This is a genomic window from Mucilaginibacter xinganensis, from assembly GCF_002257585.1.
Taxonomy (GTDB): Bacteria; Bacteroidota; Bacteroidia; order Sphingobacteriales; family Sphingobacteriaceae; genus Mucilaginibacter; species Mucilaginibacter xinganensis.
Map to the genome: position 1 here is coordinate 1,627,173 of NZ_CP022743.1, position 21,482 is coordinate 1,648,654.

22 protein-coding genes are annotated in these 21,482 nt (G+C 43.8%); 9 read left to right on the forward strand and 13 right to left on the reverse strand.

Translation table 11 applies throughout. The features are described from left to right. Positions 1 to 82: 82 nt before the first annotated feature. Complete coding sequence (gene pruA, locus MuYL_RS07160; protein WP_094569877.1) at positions 83 to 1,720, reverse strand: L-glutamate gamma-semialdehyde dehydrogenase; 1,638 nt, start codon at positions 1,718 to 1,720, stop codon at positions 83 to 85. A gap of 144 nt (positions 1,721 to 1,864) precedes the next feature. On the opposite strand from pruA, the gene MuYL_RS07165 reads away from it, so the two are divergent. Further along, positions 1,865 to 2,701, forward strand: coding sequence for a DUF2911 domain-containing protein (locus MuYL_RS07165; protein WP_094569878.1), 837 nt, complete (start codon positions 1,865 to 1,867; stop codon positions 2,699 to 2,701). 84 nt (positions 2,702 to 2,785) lie between these two features. Here MuYL_RS07165 and MuYL_RS07170 read toward each other — a convergent pair whose 3' ends face one another. Beyond that, positions 2,786 to 3,211 carry a hypothetical protein gene (locus MuYL_RS07170; protein WP_094569879.1) on the reverse strand — a complete coding sequence of 142 codons (426 nt, stop codon included), beginning with the start codon at positions 3,209 to 3,211 and terminating at the stop codon, positions 2,786 to 2,788. Between the two features lie 73 nt (positions 3,212 to 3,284). After that, the gene (locus MuYL_RS07175) at positions 3,285 to 3,998 is read right to left on the reverse strand and encodes a hypothetical protein (protein WP_094569880.1); all 714 of its coding nucleotides are present in this window, start codon (positions 3,996 to 3,998) and stop codon (positions 3,285 to 3,287) included. 270 nt (positions 3,999 to 4,268) lie between these two features. Here MuYL_RS07175 and MuYL_RS07180 point away from each other — a divergent pair, with 270 nt between their 5' ends. The 6 genes from MuYL_RS07180 (at position 4,269) to MuYL_RS07195 (ending at position 7,445) form a co-directional block, all read left to right on the forward strand. Next, positions 4,269 to 5,498, forward strand: a complete 1,230-nt coding sequence (locus MuYL_RS07180; RefSeq protein ID WP_094569881.1) for an NADP-dependent isocitrate dehydrogenase — start codon at positions 4,269 to 4,271, stop codon at positions 5,496 to 5,498. 110 nt (positions 5,499 to 5,608) lie between these two features. Beyond that, positions 5,609 to 5,740 carry a hypothetical protein gene (locus MuYL_RS23730; protein ID WP_262493667.1) on the forward strand — a complete coding sequence of 44 codons (132 nt, stop codon included), beginning with the start codon at positions 5,609 to 5,611 and terminating at the stop codon, positions 5,738 to 5,740. Positions 5,741 to 5,754: 14 nt separating this feature from the next. Beyond that, positions 5,755 to 5,985: a hypothetical protein gene (locus tag MuYL_RS23835; protein ID WP_394338997.1), complete on the forward strand. Its 231-nt coding sequence runs from the start codon at positions 5,755 to 5,757 to the stop codon at positions 5,983 to 5,985. 12 nt (positions 5,986 to 5,997) lie between these two features. After that, on the forward strand, positions 5,998 to 6,213 hold the full coding sequence (locus MuYL_RS07185) for a type II toxin-antitoxin system HicB family antitoxin (protein WP_094569882.1): 216 nt from the start codon (positions 5,998 to 6,000) through the stop codon (positions 6,211 to 6,213). Continuing rightward, entirely contained in the window at positions 6,213 to 6,401 is a 189-nt protein-coding gene (locus tag MuYL_RS23840; protein ID WP_094569883.1) for a type II toxin-antitoxin system HicA family toxin, read from the forward strand. Before MuYL_RS07185 ends, MuYL_RS23840 begins: the two co-directional genes overlap by 1 nt. Positions 6,402 to 6,464: 63 nt before the next feature. Continuing rightward, positions 6,465 to 7,445, forward strand: coding sequence for a type I phosphomannose isomerase catalytic subunit (locus tag MuYL_RS07195; protein ID WP_094569884.1), 981 nt, complete (start codon positions 6,465 to 6,467; stop codon positions 7,443 to 7,445). 43 nt (positions 7,446 to 7,488) lie between these two features. Here the strand turns inward: MuYL_RS07195 and MuYL_RS07200 are convergent, their stop codons facing one another. From MuYL_RS07200 to MuYL_RS07215, 4 genes are all read right to left on the reverse strand, one after another. After that, positions 7,489 to 8,970 (reverse strand): PAS domain-containing sensor histidine kinase, encoded by a 1,482-nt coding sequence (locus MuYL_RS07200; protein ID WP_094569885.1) that lies wholly within the window; start codon positions 8,968 to 8,970, stop codon positions 7,489 to 7,491. Between the two features lie 205 nt (positions 8,971 to 9,175). Then, a complete protein-coding gene (locus MuYL_RS07205; protein WP_094569886.1) occupies positions 9,176 to 9,829 on the reverse strand; it encodes a DNA alkylation repair protein in 654 nt (217 codons plus the stop codon). Positions 9,830 to 9,917: 88 nt separating this feature from the next. Continuing rightward, positions 9,918 to 11,042, reverse strand: a complete 1,125-nt coding sequence (gene hppD, locus MuYL_RS07210) for a 4-hydroxyphenylpyruvate dioxygenase (RefSeq protein WP_094569887.1) — start codon at positions 11,040 to 11,042, stop codon at positions 9,918 to 9,920. Between the two features lie 61 nt (positions 11,043 to 11,103). Further along, positions 11,104 to 12,261 carry a homogentisate 1,2-dioxygenase gene (locus tag MuYL_RS07215; protein ID WP_094569888.1) on the reverse strand — a complete coding sequence of 386 codons (1,158 nt, stop codon included), beginning with the start codon at positions 12,259 to 12,261 and terminating at the stop codon, positions 11,104 to 11,106. Between the two features lie 563 nt (positions 12,262 to 12,824). Here MuYL_RS07215 and MuYL_RS07220 point away from each other — a divergent pair. Next, entirely contained in the window at positions 12,825 to 13,820 is a 996-nt protein-coding gene (locus MuYL_RS07220) for a fumarylacetoacetate hydrolase family protein (protein ID WP_094569889.1), read from the forward strand. A 66-nt stretch (positions 13,821 to 13,886) separates the two neighbouring features. Here the strand turns inward: MuYL_RS07220 and MuYL_RS07225 are convergent, their stop codons facing one another. Next, positions 13,887 to 14,882, reverse strand: a complete 996-nt coding sequence (locus tag MuYL_RS07225) for an aldo/keto reductase (protein ID WP_094569890.1) — start codon at positions 14,880 to 14,882, stop codon at positions 13,887 to 13,889. A 150-nt stretch (positions 14,883 to 15,032) separates the two neighbouring features. On the opposite strand from MuYL_RS07225, the gene MuYL_RS07230 reads away from it, so the two are divergent. Then, positions 15,033 to 15,386: a winged helix-turn-helix transcriptional regulator gene (locus MuYL_RS07230; protein WP_094569891.1), complete on the forward strand. Its 354-nt coding sequence runs from the start codon at positions 15,033 to 15,035 to the stop codon at positions 15,384 to 15,386. Positions 15,387 to 15,407: 21 nt separating this feature from the next. On the opposite strand, the gene MuYL_RS07235 is transcribed toward MuYL_RS07230, so the two are convergent. From MuYL_RS07235 to thrA, 5 genes are all read right to left on the reverse strand, one after another. Then, on the reverse strand, positions 15,408 to 16,013 hold the full coding sequence (locus MuYL_RS07235) for an HAD family hydrolase (RefSeq protein ID WP_094569892.1): 606 nt from the start codon (positions 16,011 to 16,013) through the stop codon (positions 15,408 to 15,410). 21 nt (positions 16,014 to 16,034) lie between these two features. Then, positions 16,035 to 16,511 carry a GNAT family N-acetyltransferase gene (locus MuYL_RS07240; RefSeq protein WP_094569893.1) on the reverse strand — a complete coding sequence of 159 codons (477 nt, stop codon included), beginning with the start codon at positions 16,509 to 16,511 and terminating at the stop codon, positions 16,035 to 16,037. A gap of 11 nt (positions 16,512 to 16,522) precedes the next feature. Continuing rightward, a complete protein-coding gene (thrC, locus tag MuYL_RS07245) occupies positions 16,523 to 17,833 on the reverse strand; it encodes a threonine synthase (RefSeq protein ID WP_094569894.1) in 1,311 nt (436 codons plus the stop codon). 103 nt (positions 17,834 to 17,936) lie between these two features. After that, positions 17,937 to 18,938, reverse strand: coding sequence for a homoserine kinase (locus MuYL_RS07250; protein ID WP_094569895.1), 1,002 nt, complete (start codon positions 18,936 to 18,938; stop codon positions 17,937 to 17,939). A 45-nt stretch (positions 18,939 to 18,983) separates the two neighbouring features. Next, positions 18,984 to 21,431, reverse strand: coding sequence for a bifunctional aspartate kinase/homoserine dehydrogenase I (thrA, locus tag MuYL_RS07255; protein ID WP_094569896.1), 2,448 nt, complete (start codon positions 21,429 to 21,431; stop codon positions 18,984 to 18,986). Positions 21,432 to 21,482 lie beyond the last annotated feature (51 nt).

The window sequence follows — 21,482 nt, forward strand, 5'->3', positions numbered from 1 at the left end:
TAGTCCATGGTAGCTGCGGTACCCTAAAATTATTATAGTCGATAATCCATGAACAATGGACTATCGACTATAAACTTTCTTTTTAAACCTCTTTAGCCAAAAATGGGTACCGGTAATCTTTTGGCGGATCGAATGTTTCTTTTATCGTGCGCGGAGATACCCAGCGCAGTAAATTGATCATCGAACCTGCTTTATCATTGGTGCCGGAGCCTCTGGCGCCACCAAATGGCTGCTGACCAACTACCGCACCGGTAGGTTTATCATTGATATAAAAATTACCGGCTGCATTGCGTAGGTGATAAGTTGCTTTGGCAATGGCGTAACGATCTTGCGAAATGATAGAACCCGTTAACGCATATATGGACGTTTTATCAACAATATCAAGCACTTCATCAAATTTATCGTCTTCATAAACATAAACAGTTAGCACCGGGCCAAACAGCTCTTCGCACATGGTTACGTAATAAGGGTCATCAACCTTTAATACGGTTGGTTCAATAAACCAGCCTTTTGATTTATCGTAGCTGCCGCCAGCAACAACTTCAACGCCTTTATCGGCTTTAGCGGCATCAATATATTTGGCAAGCTTATCAAAAGATACTTCGGTAATTACTGCGTTTATAAAGTTCTCAAAATCCTCAACAGGCCCAATTTTAAACGAAGTAATGTCGCGCTGCATATTTGCCTGTACCGCAGGCCATAATGAAGCGGGAATATATGCCCTTGATGCAGCAGAGCATTTTTGCCCCTGGTATTCAAACGCGCCGCGAACAAGCGCCGTGCTAACTACGTCGGCATCAGCGCTGGGATGCGCCAGTACAAAGTCTTTACCGCCTGTTTCGCCCACAATACGCGGGTAAGTTTTGTATTTGTGGATATTGGTACCTATGGTTTGCCAGATGTTCTGGAATACTTTAGTAGATCCGGTAAAGTGGATACCTGCGAAATCGGGGTGGTTAAAGATCACCTCGCCGGCAACAGGCCCGTCAACATAAATAAGGTTGATCACGCCATCAGGAACCCCGGCCTCTTTAAATATTTGCATCAATACGTTTGCAGCAAAAATTTGCGGGTAGGCCGGCTTCCAAACCACAACGTTACCCATCATGGCTGCAGAGGCAGGCAGATTACCTGCAATTGCGGTAAAGTTAAAGGGCGTTAAAGCAAATATAAAACCTTCCAGCGGGCGTTGTTCAACACGATTCCAAACGCCTTTGCCTGATACCGGTGGTTGCTGTTTGTAGATCTCGGTCATGTATTCCACGTTAAAACGCAGGAAGTCGATCAGCTCGCAGGCAGCATCAATCTCGGCTTGGTAGGCGTTTTTCGACTGGCCAAGCATGGTTGCCGCGTTCACCTTTGATCGGTACGGGCCAGCAATTAAGTCGGCAGCTTTTAAAAATATAGCCGCACGCTGTTCCCATGGCAGTTCCTCCCATTGGGGCTTTGCAGCCAGGGCCGCATCAATGGCGGCCGTTACGTGGCTGGCATCGCCTTCAGAAAATGTGGCGAGTAAATGTTTATGATCATGTGGCGGGCGGATCTCCAGCTTTTTGCCGGTACGTACTTCTTTGCCGCCAATGTACATTGGGATATCAATTTGTTGTGCGCGTGCTTCATCTAAAGCCGCTTTAAGCGCTGCGCGTTCCACACTGCGCGGACCGTAATTTAATACGGGTTCGTTCTGCGGTGGCGGAACGTTAAAAAATCCTTTTAGCATAATTTGTCAGTTACTACATGGCAAATATAAGAAACGATGCGGAGATTTTTGATGTGCGGGCAGGCAGATTGCATAACGTTGACAGATGGGGAAAAAGGTGCGGATTAAATTATTATTTTAGCACACTATTATAAATTTAACCACATGAAGCTATCAAGACTTTTAACTATCGGGATTTTTTTCTTTACCCTTAACAGCTATGCGCAGATTACTCCGCAGCCTAGCTCTACACAAACTGTAACCCAGGATTTTGGATTGGGCAGGATCAATCTTACTTATTCGCGGCCTAATGCCAAAGGACGCAAAATGCTTGGCGGTATTGAACCCTTTGATAAGGTTTGGCGTACCGGCGCGAATGCGGCAACTATATTGAAATTTAGTGATGATGTGATGATGGAAGGGCATAAAGTGCCAGCCGGCGAGTACGGCTTGTTTACTATCCCAGGCGAAAAACAATGGACCATTATTTTAAGTAAGAACGCTAAACAATGGGGTGCCTACAGCTACAAAGAGTCGGAAGATTTTTTACGTTTTACCGTAACTCCTTCCACTACCGCGCAGGCTGCGGAAACTTTTACTATCCAGTTTGCAAACGTGTACCCCACCAGCGCAGAAATGCAATTGATGTGGCAAAATACCTTAGTTACCGTAAAGCTGACCTGTGATATCGACGCCAAAATAATGGCCAGGATAGATTCCGCTATGAATACTGCTAAAAAGCCGTATTATGACGCGGTAATATACTACTGGAACAATAATAAGGACATGAACAAAGCCCTGGAGTGGGCCGGCGAGCTGGAAAAAACGCCTGGGATGCCACCTATGGTTGCCAAGCTTTGGAAAGCCCGCGTATTGTTAAAAAAGGGAGATAAGGCTGCCGCAGCTGCTACTGCCAAAGAAGGCGTAAAATTAGCTACTGATGCAAAAAGCGATGAGTATATTCGTTTGAACAGCGAAGTAGTAAAGGCAGCAACCAAATAGCTGGTTGTTAGAATTTATTGATAAAAGGAAGGCCCGGTAATCAGTTACCGGGCCTTCTTTATATTCTAGTGTGGGATAATGTGATTATCTGGGCCTGTCGTTTTTTGGATAGCCTTCCTCGTCCAGGTCCGTACGGTCATCTTCGGGGGTGTGGCTTAATGCTTTATCGGCGGCATCAAGCTCAACAATATGGCCATCGTCAATATGCATGGCTAATTTATCCACGTCTGTCTCCAGTGATTCATTGGGGATATATTCTTCGCCTGCATCGTAAGGGTTTGCCTCGTCATAAGTTGAGTTCATATCCTCGCCGTTCTTTACCGATGTGTTGTAGGGATCTGCATGCTGGTAATCCGGATCGTCGCTTTTTACATCATATTCAAAGCTGTTATCTTCGGCATTATAATTAAGGTCTTCCTTATCAATGGTTTCGCCCAGTTCATCTTTCAATGTGCGGTCCCTGTCTTCGCCTTCGCTGTCAAAAACAGGATCAAGTGGTTCATTAATCATAGTTGTAATAGTTTAAAAGTTGTAATTATTGTACGGGTTGTAATCGTATTTATTCCTTACAACTACAACCCAACTAGTATGTAATTTGTTTTCGGTAAGATATATCTGATGAGCCGATGGCAAATTTTACACCGAGTGTAAATTGTGAATAAACATCCTTTTGGCTTCCTGCCGTAAAGCCGTCCAATCCATCGCCCAATACATAATTGTACCCGTACCCAACATCAATTTTAACACTCGGCTGCGAGTAGGTGTTATATAACTTAAATTCATACCCAATACGAAGGGGAATAAATGGTTCTTTGCTTTTATCATCGCCACCGGTATAGTATCCGGGTACTTTTTTAGAGTAACGGCTTATTTGCGTGATGTTATTTTTTATAAATCCCATCCCTATAGAAACGTAGAGGTTCTTTAAAGCATTATTAAAAGGGCTTCTTGAATAATCAATGATCTCGCCAAGCTGCAACTGCCCGCGAAATATAAAAGCTGCAAAGTCATTATTAAAATATCTGCCCGATTTGGTTAACACAGAGTCGCCGCCCCGCAGTTTCCCCAGCTGTGCTTCGAAAACAAAGTTGGTAAAAGGTGTAGCGTTATAAGTGAAATTGAAGTTAACAGACGGCATTGCATTAACCGTTTCCGCGTCGCCATAAACCCTGGCAATTCCAATGGATGTACCTATATCATAAGGGGCATAATTGTAACCCAGCTGGGCTTTCGCCAAAAACACAGTACAACAAATAAAAAACGTTAGCAGTGTTGTTTTGAGTATTGGTTTTATCATAATGTAAACAGCGGCACTTTTAAAACAAGTTTAACCAGTGGGTGATTTATAGATGCTATAAAAATAGCATCTAAGTTTATAAAAACAGCATGCACAATGAATAAAATTGAATGCTGTTTTACCCGGTAGTCTTTAATACGTTATTTAAAGCCGGATTGTTATTTTGACATTCAGATTATCCGAAGATAATTAACTACCCGTTTAATCAATCACCCACTTAATCAACTATTTTATATATTTGAAGCCATTAAAAAAATAATAGTATCAAAGATGTCGAAAATTAAAGTAGAAAACCCGGTTGTTGAACTGGACGGGGATGAAATGACCCGTATTATATGGAAATTTATTAAAGATAAGTTGATAATTCCTTACCTGGATCTGGATATCAAATACTATGACCTTGGTATTGAATACCGCGATGAAACCAATGACCAGGTTACCATTGATGCTGCAAATGCCATAAAACAATATGGTGTTGGTATTAAATGTGCCACCATTACGCCTGATGAAGAGCGTGTAAAAGAATTTAATTTAAAACAAATGTGGAAATCGCCGAACGGCACTATCCGTAATATATTGGATGGTACTGTTTTTCGCGAGCCCATTGTTATGGCTAACGTTCCGCGTTTGGTGCCAAACTGGACAGCCCCTATATGCATTGGCCGCCATGCCTTTGGCGACCAGTACCGCGCAACCGACTTTGTAACCAAAGGAAAAGGTAAATTAACCATTAAGTTTACACCTGAAGATGGCGGCGCAGAGCAATCATTCGAAGTTTACAATTTCCAGGGCGACGGCGTTGCAATGGCAATGTACAATACGGATGAGTCAATAAAAGGATTTGCGCGTGCGTGCTTTAACCAGGCTTTGCTTAAAAAATGGCCGCTGTACCTTTCTACCAAAAATACCATCCTGAAAAAATACGATGGCAGGTTTAAGGATATTTTCCAGGAGATCTACGAAAACGAATTTAAAACCGAATTTGAAGCTAACCAGTTAACCTATGAGCACCGCCTGATTGATGACATGGTTGCATCTGCATTAAAATGGCATGGTAACTTTGTATGGGCCTGTAAAAACTATGACGGTGACGTACAATCAGACACCGTTGCACAAGGCTTTGGATCATTAGGCTTAATGACCTCAACCCTGGTTACTCCTGATGGTACCGTTATGGAAGCTGAAGCTGCACACGGTACCGTAACCCGCCACTACCGCGAGCACCAGGCCGGCAAACCAACCTCTACCAACCCAATTGCATCAATTTTTGCATGGACCCGTGGCTTAGAGTTCCGTGGGTTGCTGGATAACAACCAGGAACTGATCAACTTCTGTAAAGCGCTTGAAGAGGTTTGTATTGAAACTGTTGAAAGCGGTAAAATGACAAAGGACTTAGCCATTACCATAAAACCAAAAGTGGAGCACGGCAAAGATTACCTTTACACTGAAGAGTTTTTAGCAGCGATTGACGAGAATTTAAAAGTGAAATTATGTAAGTAATTTCAATCTGACGTAGAGACGCGATGCTTCGCGTCTTATAAAATAGGAAAGTCTGCATAGAGATATGTGGACTTTTTTTGTTAGATTTATAATAAGACCTATATAACAATATGATAAAGAAAAAAACTGTTGAGGATCACCTGTTTAACAAACCTTTATGGATAGTTGATCTTTTTAAAAAAACAGAAACAAAAATATCAAAATTAGAAAAGTCGAAGAAAAAGTTACTAATCCTTACATAGGATATAAGTATAAAATCGATAATAAGAGACCAAGACTATTCGTCGAAGTTCATCCTCAAAATATAAAAATAGAACTTCACCTAAGGAATATAGCGTATAAAAACATTACCAACATCATAATAAAAGAGGCGCCGGAAACACATAAATGGACTTTAAATAAATTGGTGGATGTAAATTCAGAATCAAATATAAGTTCCATATCAGATTTGATAACTCAATCATACAATGATGTTTTAGAATTTTAATTATATTTGAATATGAAGTTTACGGCAATTATTGAACAAGGAGAAAGCGGTTGGTTTGTGGGGCAGATAGAAGAGGTTCCGGCTGCCATTTCACAAGGTGAAACTATCGACGAATTGAAATCGAATTTATTGGATGCCCTAAGATTGATATTAGATACCAATAAGGAAATTACCGAAAAAGAGTATTTCGGGAAAGATGTTATTATTGAAGAACTTGAACTAACCTGATGAAGCGTTCTGCTTTAGTCAAGCACCTTGAGAAACACGGATGCTACTTGTTACGCGAGGGCGGCAATCATGCTATCTATATCAATCCTGTAAATCAAAAACAAACGGCAGTAGGCAGACATCAGGAACTTGATAATATGCTTTGTAAAAAGGTTTGCAAACAACTCGAAATCCCATTTCTTTTCTAAAAGTGCATTCGTGCTTTTTTTATACTTATGTAAAGCGCTAACTTAGCACCTCAAAATTTTCTTATGTCAGCATTATATCCTTTAAAATTCAAAACCATTTATAAAGACAAAATTTGGGGCGGTAATAAAATAAAAACTTACCTGCACAAAGATTTCGGCTCATTGCCGAACTGCGGCGAAACCTGGGAGATTTCGGGTGTAAAGTCGGATGTTTCGGTAGTTGAAAATGGAGAATTGGCGGGTGAGTCATTGGCTGGGCTGTTGGAGCAGTATAAGGGAGAGTTGGTAGGCGAGAAGGTGTATGCGCATTTTGGTAATATTTTCCCGTTGCTGATCAAATTTATAGATGCCAATGAGGATCTTTCTATCCAGGTGCATCCTGATGATGAGCTGGCAAAAAAACGCCATAACTCATTTGGCAAAACAGAAATGTGGTATGTAATTGAGGCCGATCCCGGTTCGACATTAATTGCAGGCTTTAATAAGGAGCTTACCCAGCAGGAATACCTTGATAAGTTTAACAGCGGCCATTTAACCGATATTTTAAACAAAGAAGATGTGAAAGCCGGTGATGTTTTCTTTTTGCCTGCAGGCCGGGTACACACCATAGGTAAAGGATTGCTGATTGCCGAAATTCAGCAGACCTCGGATATTACCTACCGGATTTACGACTTTGACCGTGTTGACGACAAAGGCAACAAACGCGAACTGCATACCGAAGAAGCACTTGCGGCTATCGACTATAAACATTACCCTGAATATAAAACTCAATATGAGCCTAAAAAGGACGAAACGGTCCATTTGGTAAGCTGCCCCTATTTTACCACCAACCTGCTTGATTTTACAACCGGAACGACAAAGGATTATAATAACCTTGATTCGTTTGTGATTTATGTGTGCGTTGAAGGAGAGTTTACGGTTAAAACTAATGGTGAGGAATATCCTGTTAAAATGGGGGATTGTATTTTGTTACCGAAGACAGTCAGTAACGTTCAGTTAGAAACCACAACAGGTTTCAAAATTTTGGAAAGCTATATCGAGTAGTATAACTGATCTCTGGTCTTCAGCCTCTGATCTCTAAACTTAACTACACCAACTTGATCGTAAACTTAGTACCCACATTTACAGTGCTGTCTAATTTTATGCTTCCACCCATTGATTCTACCTGGTTGCGGGTAATGAACAGGCCAATGCCTTTTGCATCTGTATTTTGGTGGAAGGTTTTGTACATGCCGAATACCTTATCGCCATAGCGATCCATATCAATGCCGATGCCATTATCTTCAAACAACAGGTAGATATGGTTGTCATCTTTGATGGTGCGGCAGGTAATAACAGGCTGCCTGTCCATGTGGCGGTATTTAAGCGAGTTGGTAAGCAGGTTCTGAAAAATGCTTTCCAGGTAGGCCGGGATATAATCTATTACAGGGCAAGCCGTAAAATCATAGTCAATTTTTGCATCGGTGGCCGCCACATTGCTTTGCAGCGCAGATACCACATTTTTAAATACGTCCTCGAATGATAAGGTTTTACGTTCCTTATCTATATCTGTGTGGATCATTACGATTTCGTTCAAATGCTCAACCGTAGTGCTTAAACTCTGGCTTATTGATTTGATATGTGCAAACAATTCGGCCCTGTCTTCGGCAGAATCACTCTCCTGGTGCAGGTTTACCATAAACTGCAGGTTACCGGAATGTGAGCGCAGGTTATGCGATACGATGTAGGCGAAATTTTGCAGCCGCTTGTTCTGGTCGTTCAATGAATTGATGGATTCTTGTAGTACCAGGCCCTTCTTTTTATTGCTGTCGATATCTTGTAGTATCCCCCTGATGGTAACGCATTTGCCAAAATCATCAATAATAGGGAGCCCTTTTGCCCTTACCCAGATCACATTGTTTTTGGCCGTCCTGAACAGCAGTTCAAGATCATAAGGCTTGCAAAACTTAATGGCATTGTCAATGGCCTGGCTCATCAGTGGACGGTGCTGCGGCTCAAAAAAACTAACCGCTTCTTCAATGCTTAATTTAAGCTGATCGTTCAGCTCATAAATATCGAAAGCCTCTTTTGAGAGCCAAAGGCTCATCGTAGGTACATTGATTTCGAAGCCGCTTATTTTGGCTATGTTGCCGGTTTCGTTAAATATAAAATCGTTTTGGGCCGAGCGTAAACTCAGGATCTTTGCTTTATTGATATTAACCAGCGATCCGGTAAATTTGGGTACGCCGTTATCTTCCCATTTTTTGGTAGTGCTTTCAAACCACTGGTAGCCCGTGTTTTTTGTGAGCAACCTAACCTCTACGGTATTGGTTTGATTGGGACTGCGGGTATGAAGCGACTTTAAAAAAACAGGCTTATCGTAGTGGTAAAGCAGCTCTTCCAGGAAGGAATTATAGGAACACTCTATTTCGCCGGGTTTATAACCCAGGATGGCATAAAATCCGGCAGACCACTTAACCTCTTTCGTGTTAACGTTGTACTCCCAGATACCCGCATTTAATTGATCAATTATTTGAGCAAGATGGGATGCATCATCAGAATAAAAATTGTTCCCGTCCACAATGCTCATATTATTATCCGACTCATTTTTTTATTTAATCAGTAGCTACGAGTTTATAATAGAAAATTCTATGCCAAAAACAGATGTGGTCTAAAACCGGTAAGCCTGCTTATTACGAAATTGGCTTTGAATAGGTTGGCAATTATATGCAAAATGTTAATACAGTAAGAAATCAAGGGCAGAAAATCGCTAAAACTTAATTATTAGTTATAGCTTATTTGCCTGATAGTTCAAGTAGCGCATTAGCGGCAATCCATTTAGCTGACCTGCTGATTTGCAGTGAGATATGTCTGGCACTATCAATTGCATGTATTCTTAAATCGGGGTTTCTTTTACCAATTTGCCGCAAGGCCCAGTTAACGGCCTTCTTTACAAAGTTGCGGTCGTCAACGGCTTCGCGTTCTATCACAGGGAAAAAGGCCAAAAATACCTCATTAGCGGCTTTTTTACCGTGTACGGCATATTCTGCCATCAGTACAAATCCTGCCCGCTTTACAAACTCTTCGTCCCGGCTGGCGTATTCAAATGCTTTTCTGATGACGAAAGGACTGCGAACCAACAGGTTGCCGCAAAGCTGGTCACAAACGTCCCATGAGTTAAGCCCCAGCACCCATTCATCAGCTTGTGCTTCGGTAAACTGCAAAGGGTCGGCAATCATTGAAGCAAGGATGCGGGCCTCGTGAATTTTAGTTTTCCACAGGGCCAGTGCAAGCGTATGATCAATTTTTATTGTCCTCGCAATCTTCCTCAAATCGGGGATGCGGATACCCAGCGCAAAGTCATCATTAATTCCGAAACGCTTCATTCCTGCAAGGTTGGCAGGGTTGGATTTTTGCTTAAGAAGGTCGATAACTTCGGCGGTTGTCATAATAAATAAGCCGGGCGTATGCCCGGCTTAAAGGTAGTTAAAGTTGTGTGTTAGGAAAGCCTTTATCGAATATCCGGCTCCCTGAATTTTACAAATTTCCTCTCAGTTCCTGTTCTCTTTCAATGGCCTCAAAAAGCGCCTTGAAATTACCGGCACCGAAGGATTTTGCACCCTTGCGCTGGATGATCTCGAAAAACAGGGTAGGCCTGTCTTCAACCGGTTTGGTAAAGATCTGCAGCAGGTAACCCTCATCATCGCGGTCAACCAGGATGCCAAGCTTTTTCAGTGGTTCCAGGTCTTCATCAATATGGCCAACGCGGTCTATAAGGTCATCGTAATACGTGGTTGGCACGGTTAAAAAGTCAATGCCGCGGCTTTGCAGCGTGGTAACTGTTTTAACAATATCATCAGTAGCCAGTGCCAGGTGCTGTACGCCCTCGCCCTCATAAAATTCCAGATACTCCTCTATCTGCGATTTCTTTTTACCCTCGGCCGGCTCATTGATGGGGAACTTAACGTACCCGTTCCCGTTGCTCATCACCTTGCTCATCAGCGCAGAGTATTCGGTAGAGATCATTTTGTCATCAAAAGTCAAAATGTTCTTAAAACCCATGATCTCTTCATAAAAATTAACCCACTCGTTCATTTTATGCCAGCCCACATTGCCTACACAATGGTCAATATGTAACAATCCTGTATCAGTTGGGTGGTAGTGCGAATCCAATGGTTCGTAACATGGTAAAAATGCCCCGGTATAGTTTTTTCGCTCCACAAAAAGGTGAACGGTTTCCCCATACAACTTTATACCGCTGGTGCGTACTTCACCATGCGCATCTTTTATTGTTTTGGGCTCCTGGTACGGCTCGGCACCGCGACTGGTGGTCTGGTAAAAAGCATCATACGCATCATCAACCGAAAGGGCAAGAATTTTTACGCCATCGCCGTGCTTTTTAATATGCTCTGCCATGGGATGATCTGAATGCAGCGGGGTTGTTAAAACCAGGCGGATTTTGCCCTGCTGTAAAACATACGATGCGCGGTCGCGCATACCAGTTTCAGGTCCCGCATACGCCAGGTCCTGGAACCCGAAAGCTGTTTTATAATAAAAGGCGGCCTGCTTGGCATTGCCTACATAAAATTCAACGTGATCGGTACCGTTAAGCGGTAAAAAATCAGCAGTCTTTTGTTTTCTATCTATGGTTAGTGTTTCCATTTTTTTCAATTAATAAATTTATGATGAAGTGAATTAGCTGTTTGAAAATCAGCTTTTAGCTTTAACTCACCCAACTCTTGTAATAATTTTCGTCTTCTATCTGGATAGCGTAATCTGTTAACATTAACGGGCGAAACGGGTCTATCATAACGGCTAGTTCGTCGGTTGATTCCTTGCCTATTGATTTTTCTACCGAGCCTGGGTGCGGTCCATGCGGGATGCCGCCGGGATGCAGGGTAATCTGCCCTTTTACCACGCTTTTACGGCTCATGAAGTCGCCATCTACATAATAAAGCAATTCGTCGCTGTCAACGTTGCTATGGTTGTATGGCGCGGGTATCGCAAGCGGATGATAGTCGAACTTGCGTGGCACAAAAGAGCAGATCACGAAGTTATGGCCCTCAAAGGTTTGATGTACCGGCGGCGGCTGATGCAGGCGGCCTGTTATTGGCTCAAAATCATGAATAGAAAAGGCCCATGGATAATGGAAGCCATCCCAGCCGATAAAATCAAAAGGGTGAGTTCCGTATATATAGGGATAAATGAGTCCCTGCTTTTTAATGAGGATTTTAAAATCGCCTTTCTCATCATGGGTTTCCAGGTTGGCCGGCCGTTTAATATCCCGTTCGCAATAGGGTGATTGCTCCGTAAGCTGTCCGTAGCCATTGGTGTAGCGTTTAGGGATCCTGATAGGGCTAAAGCTCTCTACAATAAACAAACGGTTGTCTGGTGTATCAAACTCCATCTGGTAAATGGTACCTCGCGGAATCACCAGGTAATCGCCATAAACAAACTTAATATTGCCATATCCTGTTTTTAAGGTCCCTGATCCTTCATGGATAAAAACCACTTCATCGGCCTGGCTGTTCTTGTAAAAATAATCAGTCATTGATTTGCGCGGAGCTGCCAGCGAAATATGCAAATCGCTGTTTACCAGCACAGGTTTACGGCTTTGCAGATAGTCGTCCTCCGGCTCAATTTTAAAACCAATAAGACTGGTATGTTTCAAGTGTTTTTCACGTGCAATTTTTGGCTCAACTGAATACGGCTCGCCCAACTCCTTTACAAGCGTGGGCGGATAGCAGTGGTAAACCAGCGAATACAGGCTGCTAAAACCTTCGGTTGATACCAGTTCTTCGGCATAAAGTGTACCATCGGGTTTACGGAATTGCGTATGCCGCTTAGGCGGGATAGCTCCTAGTGAATGATAAACAGGCATTTTTAATTGGTTTTAATAATTTAAAAACGTTGCAGGGGTTGTAATAGTTTTAAAGAAGTTATAGGGGCGTTGTTATAAACCTTGTAGATATTATCTGTTAAGCGTGATAATTGCTATAAAAGTTATAAGAACTGCAACTGAAATTAGTATTGCGCCAGTACAATCTTAGCGAGCACAGCATCCCTGAAAGAAGAAGCATCACTCATTGAAGTGAGGCCCAGGGAAAATAGAAAATGCTTTTGTATGCTCATCATTTGGTTCTTCAAAATTAGAGGTAATATGTGGGATTTGCAAGTGGGGAGAGGGTTTGGTTAATTAAGCTGACGGGGTGATTGGCTGTTGAGTTAACGAAAGCGAACTGCGTAACAATTGATAATCAGTTACTTACCTGGTGTTAAATATTTAATACGCTGATAATGAGTATGTTTCACTCTGTTCCGGGTGTTCCGTGTTAAAAATGGAACGCTTTGCACGCCGGAAAATCTAATCCAACTTAATCAGCCTGATCTAACTCAATCAACTGAAAAAACACGTAGCTTTGAAATAACCAACCATTATAACGTATGAAATTAGTATCCTATAAAACCGAAGACAACGAGCATTTAGGCGTTTTTATAAAGGGGCATATCTATAACCTTAATTCGTGCGATAAGCTGATCCCCGATAATATGAATGAATTTTTATGGGGCGGCGATGAGCTGATGGAACGTGCGCAGCGCATAAATGCCGATATTATTTCGGGGAAGACGGAGGCTAAGGAAGAATTATTTTTTGAGATGATGGCGCCCGTGCCGCACCCAACATCGTGCAGAGACGCCTATGCGTTCAGGCAGCATGTAGAGACCGCAAGGCGCAACCGCGGCGCAGCCATGATAGCGGAGTTTGACCAGTACCCGGTGTTTTATTTTACCAACCACAACGCTATACAGGGAATAGGTGAAATAGCGTGTATGCCTGATCATTTCGAAAAACTTGATTTTGAGCTGGAAGTTGCGGTAGTGCTTAACAAAAAGGCCCGCAACATTAAAGCCGCGGATGCGGATAGCTTAATTGCCGGTTTTATGATCATGAACGATATGAGTGCCCGTACCCTGCAAATGGAAGAAATGCTATTGAACCTTGGGCCGGCAAAGGGAAAAGACTTTTGCACAGTGATAGGCCCATGGCTGGTGACGCCCGATGAGCTGGAACAGTATAAAACCGCACCTAAACCCGGGCATACCGGCAATGCTTATAACCTGGAGATGAAGTGCGTAGTGAATGGAAAGCAGGTTTCGGCCGGTAATATGAGCGATATGGAATGGACGTTTGCGGAAATTATTGAACGCTGTGCCTATGGTTGTGATGTATTGCCGGGAGATGTAATAGGATCAGGAACGGTAGGCACCGGCTGTTTTTTGGAGCTGAATGGAACCGGCTTATTGAACGACCCCAATTACAAAGTCCAATGGCTTCAGCCCGGCGACCTTGTTGAAATGGAAGTAACGGCCCTGGGTATGCTGGGAAATATTATAGAAAAGGCGCACAGCGATTTTTCAATTCTTGCACTGAAGAAATAAAAAATACCTGCGCCAGGGGTAACCTGGCGCAGGTTAGCAGAAGTTAAAAGCGAAAGGTAATTTACCTTAGGAAATCAATTGAAGCGCTGCAAGGTGCGCCGAAATTGTTTGTACCTCTCCGGGGGTTAAATTGCTGTCGATAGCCTTTGCATTCGCTAAGGCTTGTTCACTATTCCTGGCACCTACCAAAGCAATAGTGATCCCGGGCTGTTGCAGCGTCCATAAAATAACCAGCTGACCAATAGTTAGTCCTTTGTCGTCAGCAATGGGTTTAATTAAATCAAGAAAATTGTTGGTGCGTTTTAAGTTCTCATCTTTAAAAAATGATACGGAGGCACGATGGTCACCATCCGCAAACTGGTGTCCCGGTTTCATTTTTCCGGTCAGCAAGCCGCGCTCAAGCGGGCTGTAAGCTAAAATTGATTTGTTATTTTCAAGGCAGTACGGGATAAGTTCAGCCTCAATACCGCGTTTTACCATACTGTATGGCACCTGGTCTGTTACCACGTTTACGTATTTTGATGCTTCTGCCAGCTGCCCGGCATCGTAATTACAAACGCCGGCATACCGTACTTTCCCCTGATCAATAAGCCGGCCAACTGCCTCCATGCTTTCGGAGATGGGGGTTGTTGAATCGGGCCAGTGAATCTGGTACAGGTCAATATAGTCGGTACCTAATCTTTTCAGGCTGTCTTCACATTCTTTAATAATGCTTTCTTTACCGGCATACTTGTAAATATCTATAGCCTTGCCATCGTTCTGTTTACTGCTGAAACCAAAATCTCCTTTTTTAAGATCCCAGCGCATGCCGTACTTGGTGAGGATTTGAACTTGTTGCCGGGGAATATCTTTTATGGCCTCGCCCACAATCTCTTCGCTGGTGCCCTGCCCGTAAATGGGTGCGGTATCAATTGAGGTAACGCCAAGGTCATAAGAGTTTCTGATGGCGGCAATTGCCTCGCTGCGTTCTGTTCCGCCCCACATCCAGCCACCGGCTGCCCACGCACCAAAGGTAACTTCTGATAATAATAAGTCGGTATTTGCTATTTTCCTGTATTTCATTTTGTGTTTTTGTTAATGTAATTTTACTGCAATCCTATATTGTTATGCTCGTGTTAAAAAAAACGCGTTGTTAGGGTAACAAATAAACAGCTAATGGTGTTTTGGATCAATAACTCATCGCTTTATTAGTAGCTCATTAAAAAATTAGTCATGCCGGAAAGAAAACTTAGTTCCACTAATTATTACAATCAATCGTTTTTGGAAGAAAAATGTGCGCTTACTGAATTGATCAACCTGTTAAGCAAAAGATGGATGACGGAAGTATTGTTCAGTATTGAAGAAGGCAACACCCGTTTTACTGCTTTAAAAGAAGACCTGGAACATATTAGCGACCATATTTTGGCCGACCGGCTGAAATTGCTGGAGCAGCAGGAACTGATCAATAAATTGTATTTACCCGGCAACCCGCCGCGTACAGAATATTCACTTACCAAAAAAGGCGATGAATTAAGTACACTGCTTGGCGGCCTGTGCAATTTTGCAGAAACTCAGATGTCGTTTTAATGCTGCCGGCAAAACGGATAGTTAAAGAACGTTTAGTTCAAATAATTTTTCCTTTAAAGCCGGCGCCGAAGTAAAATGGATGGAAGTTATTCCCATTTTTTCAGCAGCTAAAACGTTACGGTAATTATCGTCAATAAACAGAGCCTCTTCTGTGTTTACTTCGTGGCGGTCTAAAAGAATTTGGTAGAACGCCGGTTCAGGTTTGCGCATTTTTTCGGCACCCGATACTACAATGCCGTCAAACCAGTTTAAAAACTCAAAGCGCTCCAAAGCAACCGGGAAGGTCTCTGCCGACCAATTGGTGAGCGCATAGATTTTGTATTTACCGCTTTGTTTAAGCTTTTTAAAGATCTCCACGGTATCGTGTAAGGCATCACCCAGCATTTCGTCCCAGCGGGAATAAAAGGCGCGGATATTTTCCTCATGTTCCGGGTACTGTTTGACCAGGATCTCAGTGCCTTCAGCTAACGACCGGCCGGCATCTTGTTCCTCGTTCCAGTCAGAAGTGGTGACAGTGGACAGGAAGTGCTTCATTTCATCTTCATCGTAAAAGATGGTGCGGTACATGTAATGCGGGTTCCAGTCAATTAAAACTGCGCCAAGGTCGAAGATGATGGTCTTGATCATGAGGTAAAAATAATAAAAATGCTATTGACCGGTTTTCGCATTCCACAAAATATTGACAGCAGATAATTGTTCGTTTTCCAAACGCAGATCAATATTTATTGTAAAACCGTTTTTGCGGTAAAAGTGTATGGGCGATGGATATGGCTCACCATTTACTTTTACATCAGTATCATGGTCAATAGCCCAGCCAAACAGTTGGTTTTCGCCTTTTTTTAATTCATTTAATAAAGTTGTTCCGTAACCTTTGCCATGTATCTCGCCCGATAGCATAATAAAAAAGCAGGTAACATCACCAATATAATACTTATTACCCCAGCCAATTATCACATCGTCATTACTAACCATTAAATAATGTTTTGGGTTAATCAGCGTGTTTAAAAAGGTATCAAACTCATCCATGCCCGGCATTTGCAAGCGCACCGGGTATTCTGCGTTCCAGATGCGTAAAACGCGTTCTTTTTGTTGGTCTGAAAGGGTGGGGGTGATTATTATTTTCATGACGGCTGTATTTAGCCTTTTTCTAACAAATACCTTTTAAACCCTTCAAAATCTTTACCCAATGCGGTAGCCTGTTTTTTCTTCTTCTCCAATTCTTCCACCTGTTCAGGCACGTCAATTTTTACCGCGATGTTTTTGGGGAATACATCCGGGAATTTGCAGGGATGGGCGGTTGATAAAAATACACCTGCTTTATCGGGTTTATAGTTATCCTGCTGCCAGTCGCGCAGTGCCTGCCATGCTATTGCCGTATGCGGACAAGCCACATAGTTATAGTCATCATTAATAAACTTTATTGCAGCCAAAGTTTCTTCATCATCATAGCGATAGCCGGTAACCAGGTCTTTTAAATCGCCCATGTCATCTTTAAACAAGTCCGCAATGCGAACCCAATTGCTCGGGTCGCCAACGTCCATAGCATTGCTCAGGGTAGCGATGGATGGTTTAGGCTGGTACACGCCCGATTTTAAATATTCCGGTACGGTATCATTAACGTTGGTTGCGGCTATAAAATGTTCAACGGGCAGGCCCATTTTCCAGGCCAGCAACCCTGCACCAATGTTGCCGAAGTTACCGCTGGGCACAGAGAATATGATCTTGCTTACGCCCTGTTTTAATAGCTGTGCGTAAGCGTTAAAGTAATAAAAAGTTTGCGGGATAAGCCTTGCAATGTTGATAGAGTTGGCAGATGTAAGCCTGAACTTTTCGTTCAGTTCGTTATCGGTGAAAGCCTGTTTCACCAACGCCTGGCAGTCATCAAAAGTGCCGTCAATTTCAACGGCACGGATATTTTGGCCGTTGGTAGTAAGCTGTAACTCCTGCACCTCGCTCACTTTATCTTTTGGATAAAGAATAGTAACCCGGGTATCGGGCACCCCTAAGAACCCCAGTGCAACAGCGCCGCCCGTATCGCCCGAAGTGGCAACCAGCACATTAAGTTGTTTTTCGCCTTTTTCTAAAAAATAACTCATCACGCGGCTCATAAAGCGGGCGCCGAAATCTTTAAAAGCCAGCGAAGGGCCGTGCCACAACTCCAACACATAAATGTTTTCCTCCAGTTTTACTACGGGTGCCAGGAAACTTATGGCATCATACACAATTGCTTTCAGATCAGCATCGGGGATGTCATCGCCGATTAAGTGTTTGGCAACATGAAAAGCAATTTCGGGCAGCGTGTACTGGTCCAGATTATTTAAGAATTTATCATCCAGTCGCGGGATAGTTACAGGCATATAAAGGCCTTTGTCCTGCGGCATACTGTTAAAAACCGCGTCTTTAAATGATACGCGGCTGGATAGATTATTGGTGCTGTATAGTTGCATTTCGGATTTTAGATTTTTTAATTTATTTAAAAACGCGCTGCTCCCGCAATAGCGCGTGGCTTTGGCTGTTTTACCTTTCGCCTTTCAGCTTTTACCTTTCAACTCACCCTATTACTTTCGGCCCTTTATCATTTATAGTTGATACGTAGGTATTACTGCCAATATTGATGGCGGTTAAATGCTGCTGTAGCTTTTGGGTGATGCGGTGGGCGGTGCCTTCATCGCGGGCAAACGCGAAAACGGAGGGGCCCGAGCCGCTGATGCCAAAGCTTACTGCCCCTAACTCCATCGCCATTTCTCGCATCTTATAAAAATCGGGGATCAGCATGGAGCGCACGGGCTCAACCAATATATCTTTCATGCTGCGGCCTATCAGGTCAATATCGTTCATAAACAATCCGCTTACCAGGCCCGCAATGTTGCCCCACTGGGTTACGGCATCTTTCATCTGGATATTTTTGCGGATGATCTGCCGGGCCTCGCGGGTGGGCACATCTACATCCGGGAATATAATAGCGCAATACAAATCTTTAGGATGCGGCAGCCTGATGATATCCAAAGGCTCATAGCTCCTTACCAGTACAAAGCCGCCAAACAGGGCAGGGGCCACGTTATCTGCATGGCCATGCCCGCATGCCATTTCCTCACCCTTCATAGCAAAAGGGAGCAGGTTAACCGGATCGGCGTCATCGCCCAAAAGTGTTTTAATGGCAAACAACCCCGCTACGGTGCTTGCCGAGCTTGAGCCCAACCCGCTGCCGATAGGCATTTTTTTGTGCAGTTCAATATCCAGCCCGATATCGGTACGCCCAACGCTTTGTAAATAATGCTGAACGCTTACGCTTACAGTATTTTTAGCCGGATCGAGGGGTAAACGGCCATCATCGCCGGTAATTTTACTGATGGTGATGCCGGGTTTGTTGGTCACCCGCATAATTACCTCGTCGCCGGGTTCGTTTACGGCGAAGCCAAGTACGTCAAAACCGCATACCACGTTGGCGACGGTTGCCGGGGCGAAGACGTGGATGGTTCCCGAAGCTCCCTGATTTCCTGAAAGGGGAGAAATAGCTGAAGGGATTTTTTCTTCCTGGATATTGTTTTCCATTTTTATTAAGTTTTGTTCGCCCTTTACGGGGTTATGGGGCGGGGCTTATGCTCCCACATTTATTAAATCAGCAAATACGCCTGCTGCGGTTACTTCGGCGCCTGCGCCGGGGCCTTTTACTACCAATGGCCGTTCTTTGTACCTGTCTGTTGTAAAGGATATGATGTTATCGCTCCCGGACAGGGTGAAGAACGGGTGGCTTTCATCAACCATTTGCAGCGTGATCTCAGCTTTGCCATTATCAAGCTTGCCAATGTAGCGCAACACTTTGCCACCTGCTTCAGCTTTTGCTTTCAGGTTGCTGAAAAATGCGTCTTCGGCTTTAAGCGCCGCGTAAAAATCATCAACAGTTTGGGCATCCAGGCAGCTCTGAGGTAACATGCTTTCTATCTTAACATCTGCTTCTTCCATTGCATACCCGGCATCGCGGGCCAGGATCAGAATCTTCCGCATAAAATCCTTTCCGCTTAAGTCATCGCGCGGATCGGGCTCGGTATAGCCTTTTTCCTGTGCTTCTTTTACTACGTCGTGAAAGCTGGCGTCGCCCTTAAAATTATTAAATATAAAAGAAATAGTACCCGATAAAATAGCCTCGATCTTTGCTACCCGGTCGCCGCTGTTCATCAGGTCCTTTAGGGTACGGATGATTGGCAGACCGGCACCCACGTTGGTTTCGTAAAAAAAGTCCACACCATGCTGTTGAGCGGCATCATGAAAGGTTTTGTATTGCTGATATGATGCCGAGTTTCCTATTTTATTGCAGGTGATAACCGAAATGTTCGATTTAAATACTTCCTCATAAAATGCAACCGGCTTGGGGCTGGCAGTGTTGTCAATAAACACGCAGTTGGGCAGGTTCATGCTTTTCATACGGGCAACAAATTCCTGCAGGTCGGCGGTATGGTGCGATGCCTGTAATTCATCCTGCCAGCTATCCAGTGAAATGCCATCGCTGTTAAACATCATTTTACGGGTGTTGGCAATACCTGCAATTTTTACCTGGATGCCGTTGTGCTCCTGTAAATATGAGCTGTGGGCATTTAATTGCTTAAACAGGGTTTGTCCGATGTTGCCGGTGCCCAGGCAAAAGGCATGCAGCGTTTTGGTAAGCTGGGTAAAAAAGCCATCGTGTACCGCGTTAAGGGCCTTTGCCAGGTCGTGCGCCGAAATAATGACCGAGATGTTGTACTCTGACGATCCCTGCGCTATCGCCCTTACGTTTATACCGTTACGCCCCAGTGCATGAAACAGCTTGCCTGATACGCCGGGGGTTTGTTTCATATTTTCGCCCACTATGGCTATAATGGCGAGGTTTTTTTCAATAACAACATGTTCCAGTTTTTTGGCCAGCAGCTCAAGCTCAAATTCCTGTTCTATTACCTCGCGCGCACGCTCGGTATCATCGGGCTGCACGGCAAAAGTAATGCTGTGTTCTGAGGATGACTGGGTGATCAGGATTACGTTGATCTGCTCGCGCGCCAGCAGAGAGAATAACCGGCCGCTAAAGCCCGATTTGCCTACCATGCCGCTGCCTTCCAGGTTAAGGATGCTGATATTATTGATGGATGAAATTCCTTTTATGGGCAGGTTTGACGGCTTGCAGTCATGACGGATCACGGTTCCTTCAAATTCCGGCTCGAAGGTGTTCTTTATTACGATGGGGATCTTCTTTAAAAATGCGGGGATCATGGTTGGCGGATAGATGACTTTTGCGCCGAAGTAGGAAAGTTCCATCGCTTCGGTATAAGTAAGCTCAGGTAGTGAGAATGCTTTCTTTACCATACGCGGATCGGCGGTCATCATGCCGTTAACATCTGTCCAGATCTGGATTTCCTGTGCATTTAATGCCGAGCCAAATATTGCAGCAGTGTAATCGCTGCCACCGCGGCCAAGCGTAGTAAGCTGCCCGGCATCATTTGCGGCTATAAAGCCGGTAACAAACAAAATTTTATCCCTATGCTCGCTGTGAAAACCGCGGATGAGCTGTTCCGTCAGTTCGCTGTTAACCTTTGCCTGCCCGAAAGAACTGTCGGTTCTGATCAGGTCCGATGCATCAACGCAATGTGCCTCAGGGAAATGTTGTGCCGCAATTTTACAGATCATTAAGGTTGAGCAGCGTTCGCCGAAGCTTAATACCTGGTCGCGGGTTTTAGGTGTAAGCTCGCGCAGGGTAAGTACCCCCTGTAACAAGTCTTCCAGGTTATTAAAAAAAATCTTTAAGCGGGTAAAGGCCGGGTTTTGATTTTGAACGGTAAGCAGGCTTTTAACCACATCAAAGTGGCGTTTTTCAAGTTCTGCCAGCTGCGCGGTAAATTCAATGCCGTTTGCTGCGCCTTCGGCCATTGCTACCAGCAGGTTGGTTACCCCGCTCATTGCTGAGAGCACCACCACCGGCTTTTCACCATTTTCAACTTCGCCTCTTAAAATATTTAAAAGGGTTTGGATACTTTGAACTGATCCTACAGAAGTACCGCCAAATTTTAAAATTTTCATTTATTGGGTCGCTATTAACAAAAAACGCCTTCCTCTTTTTCGGAGGAAGGC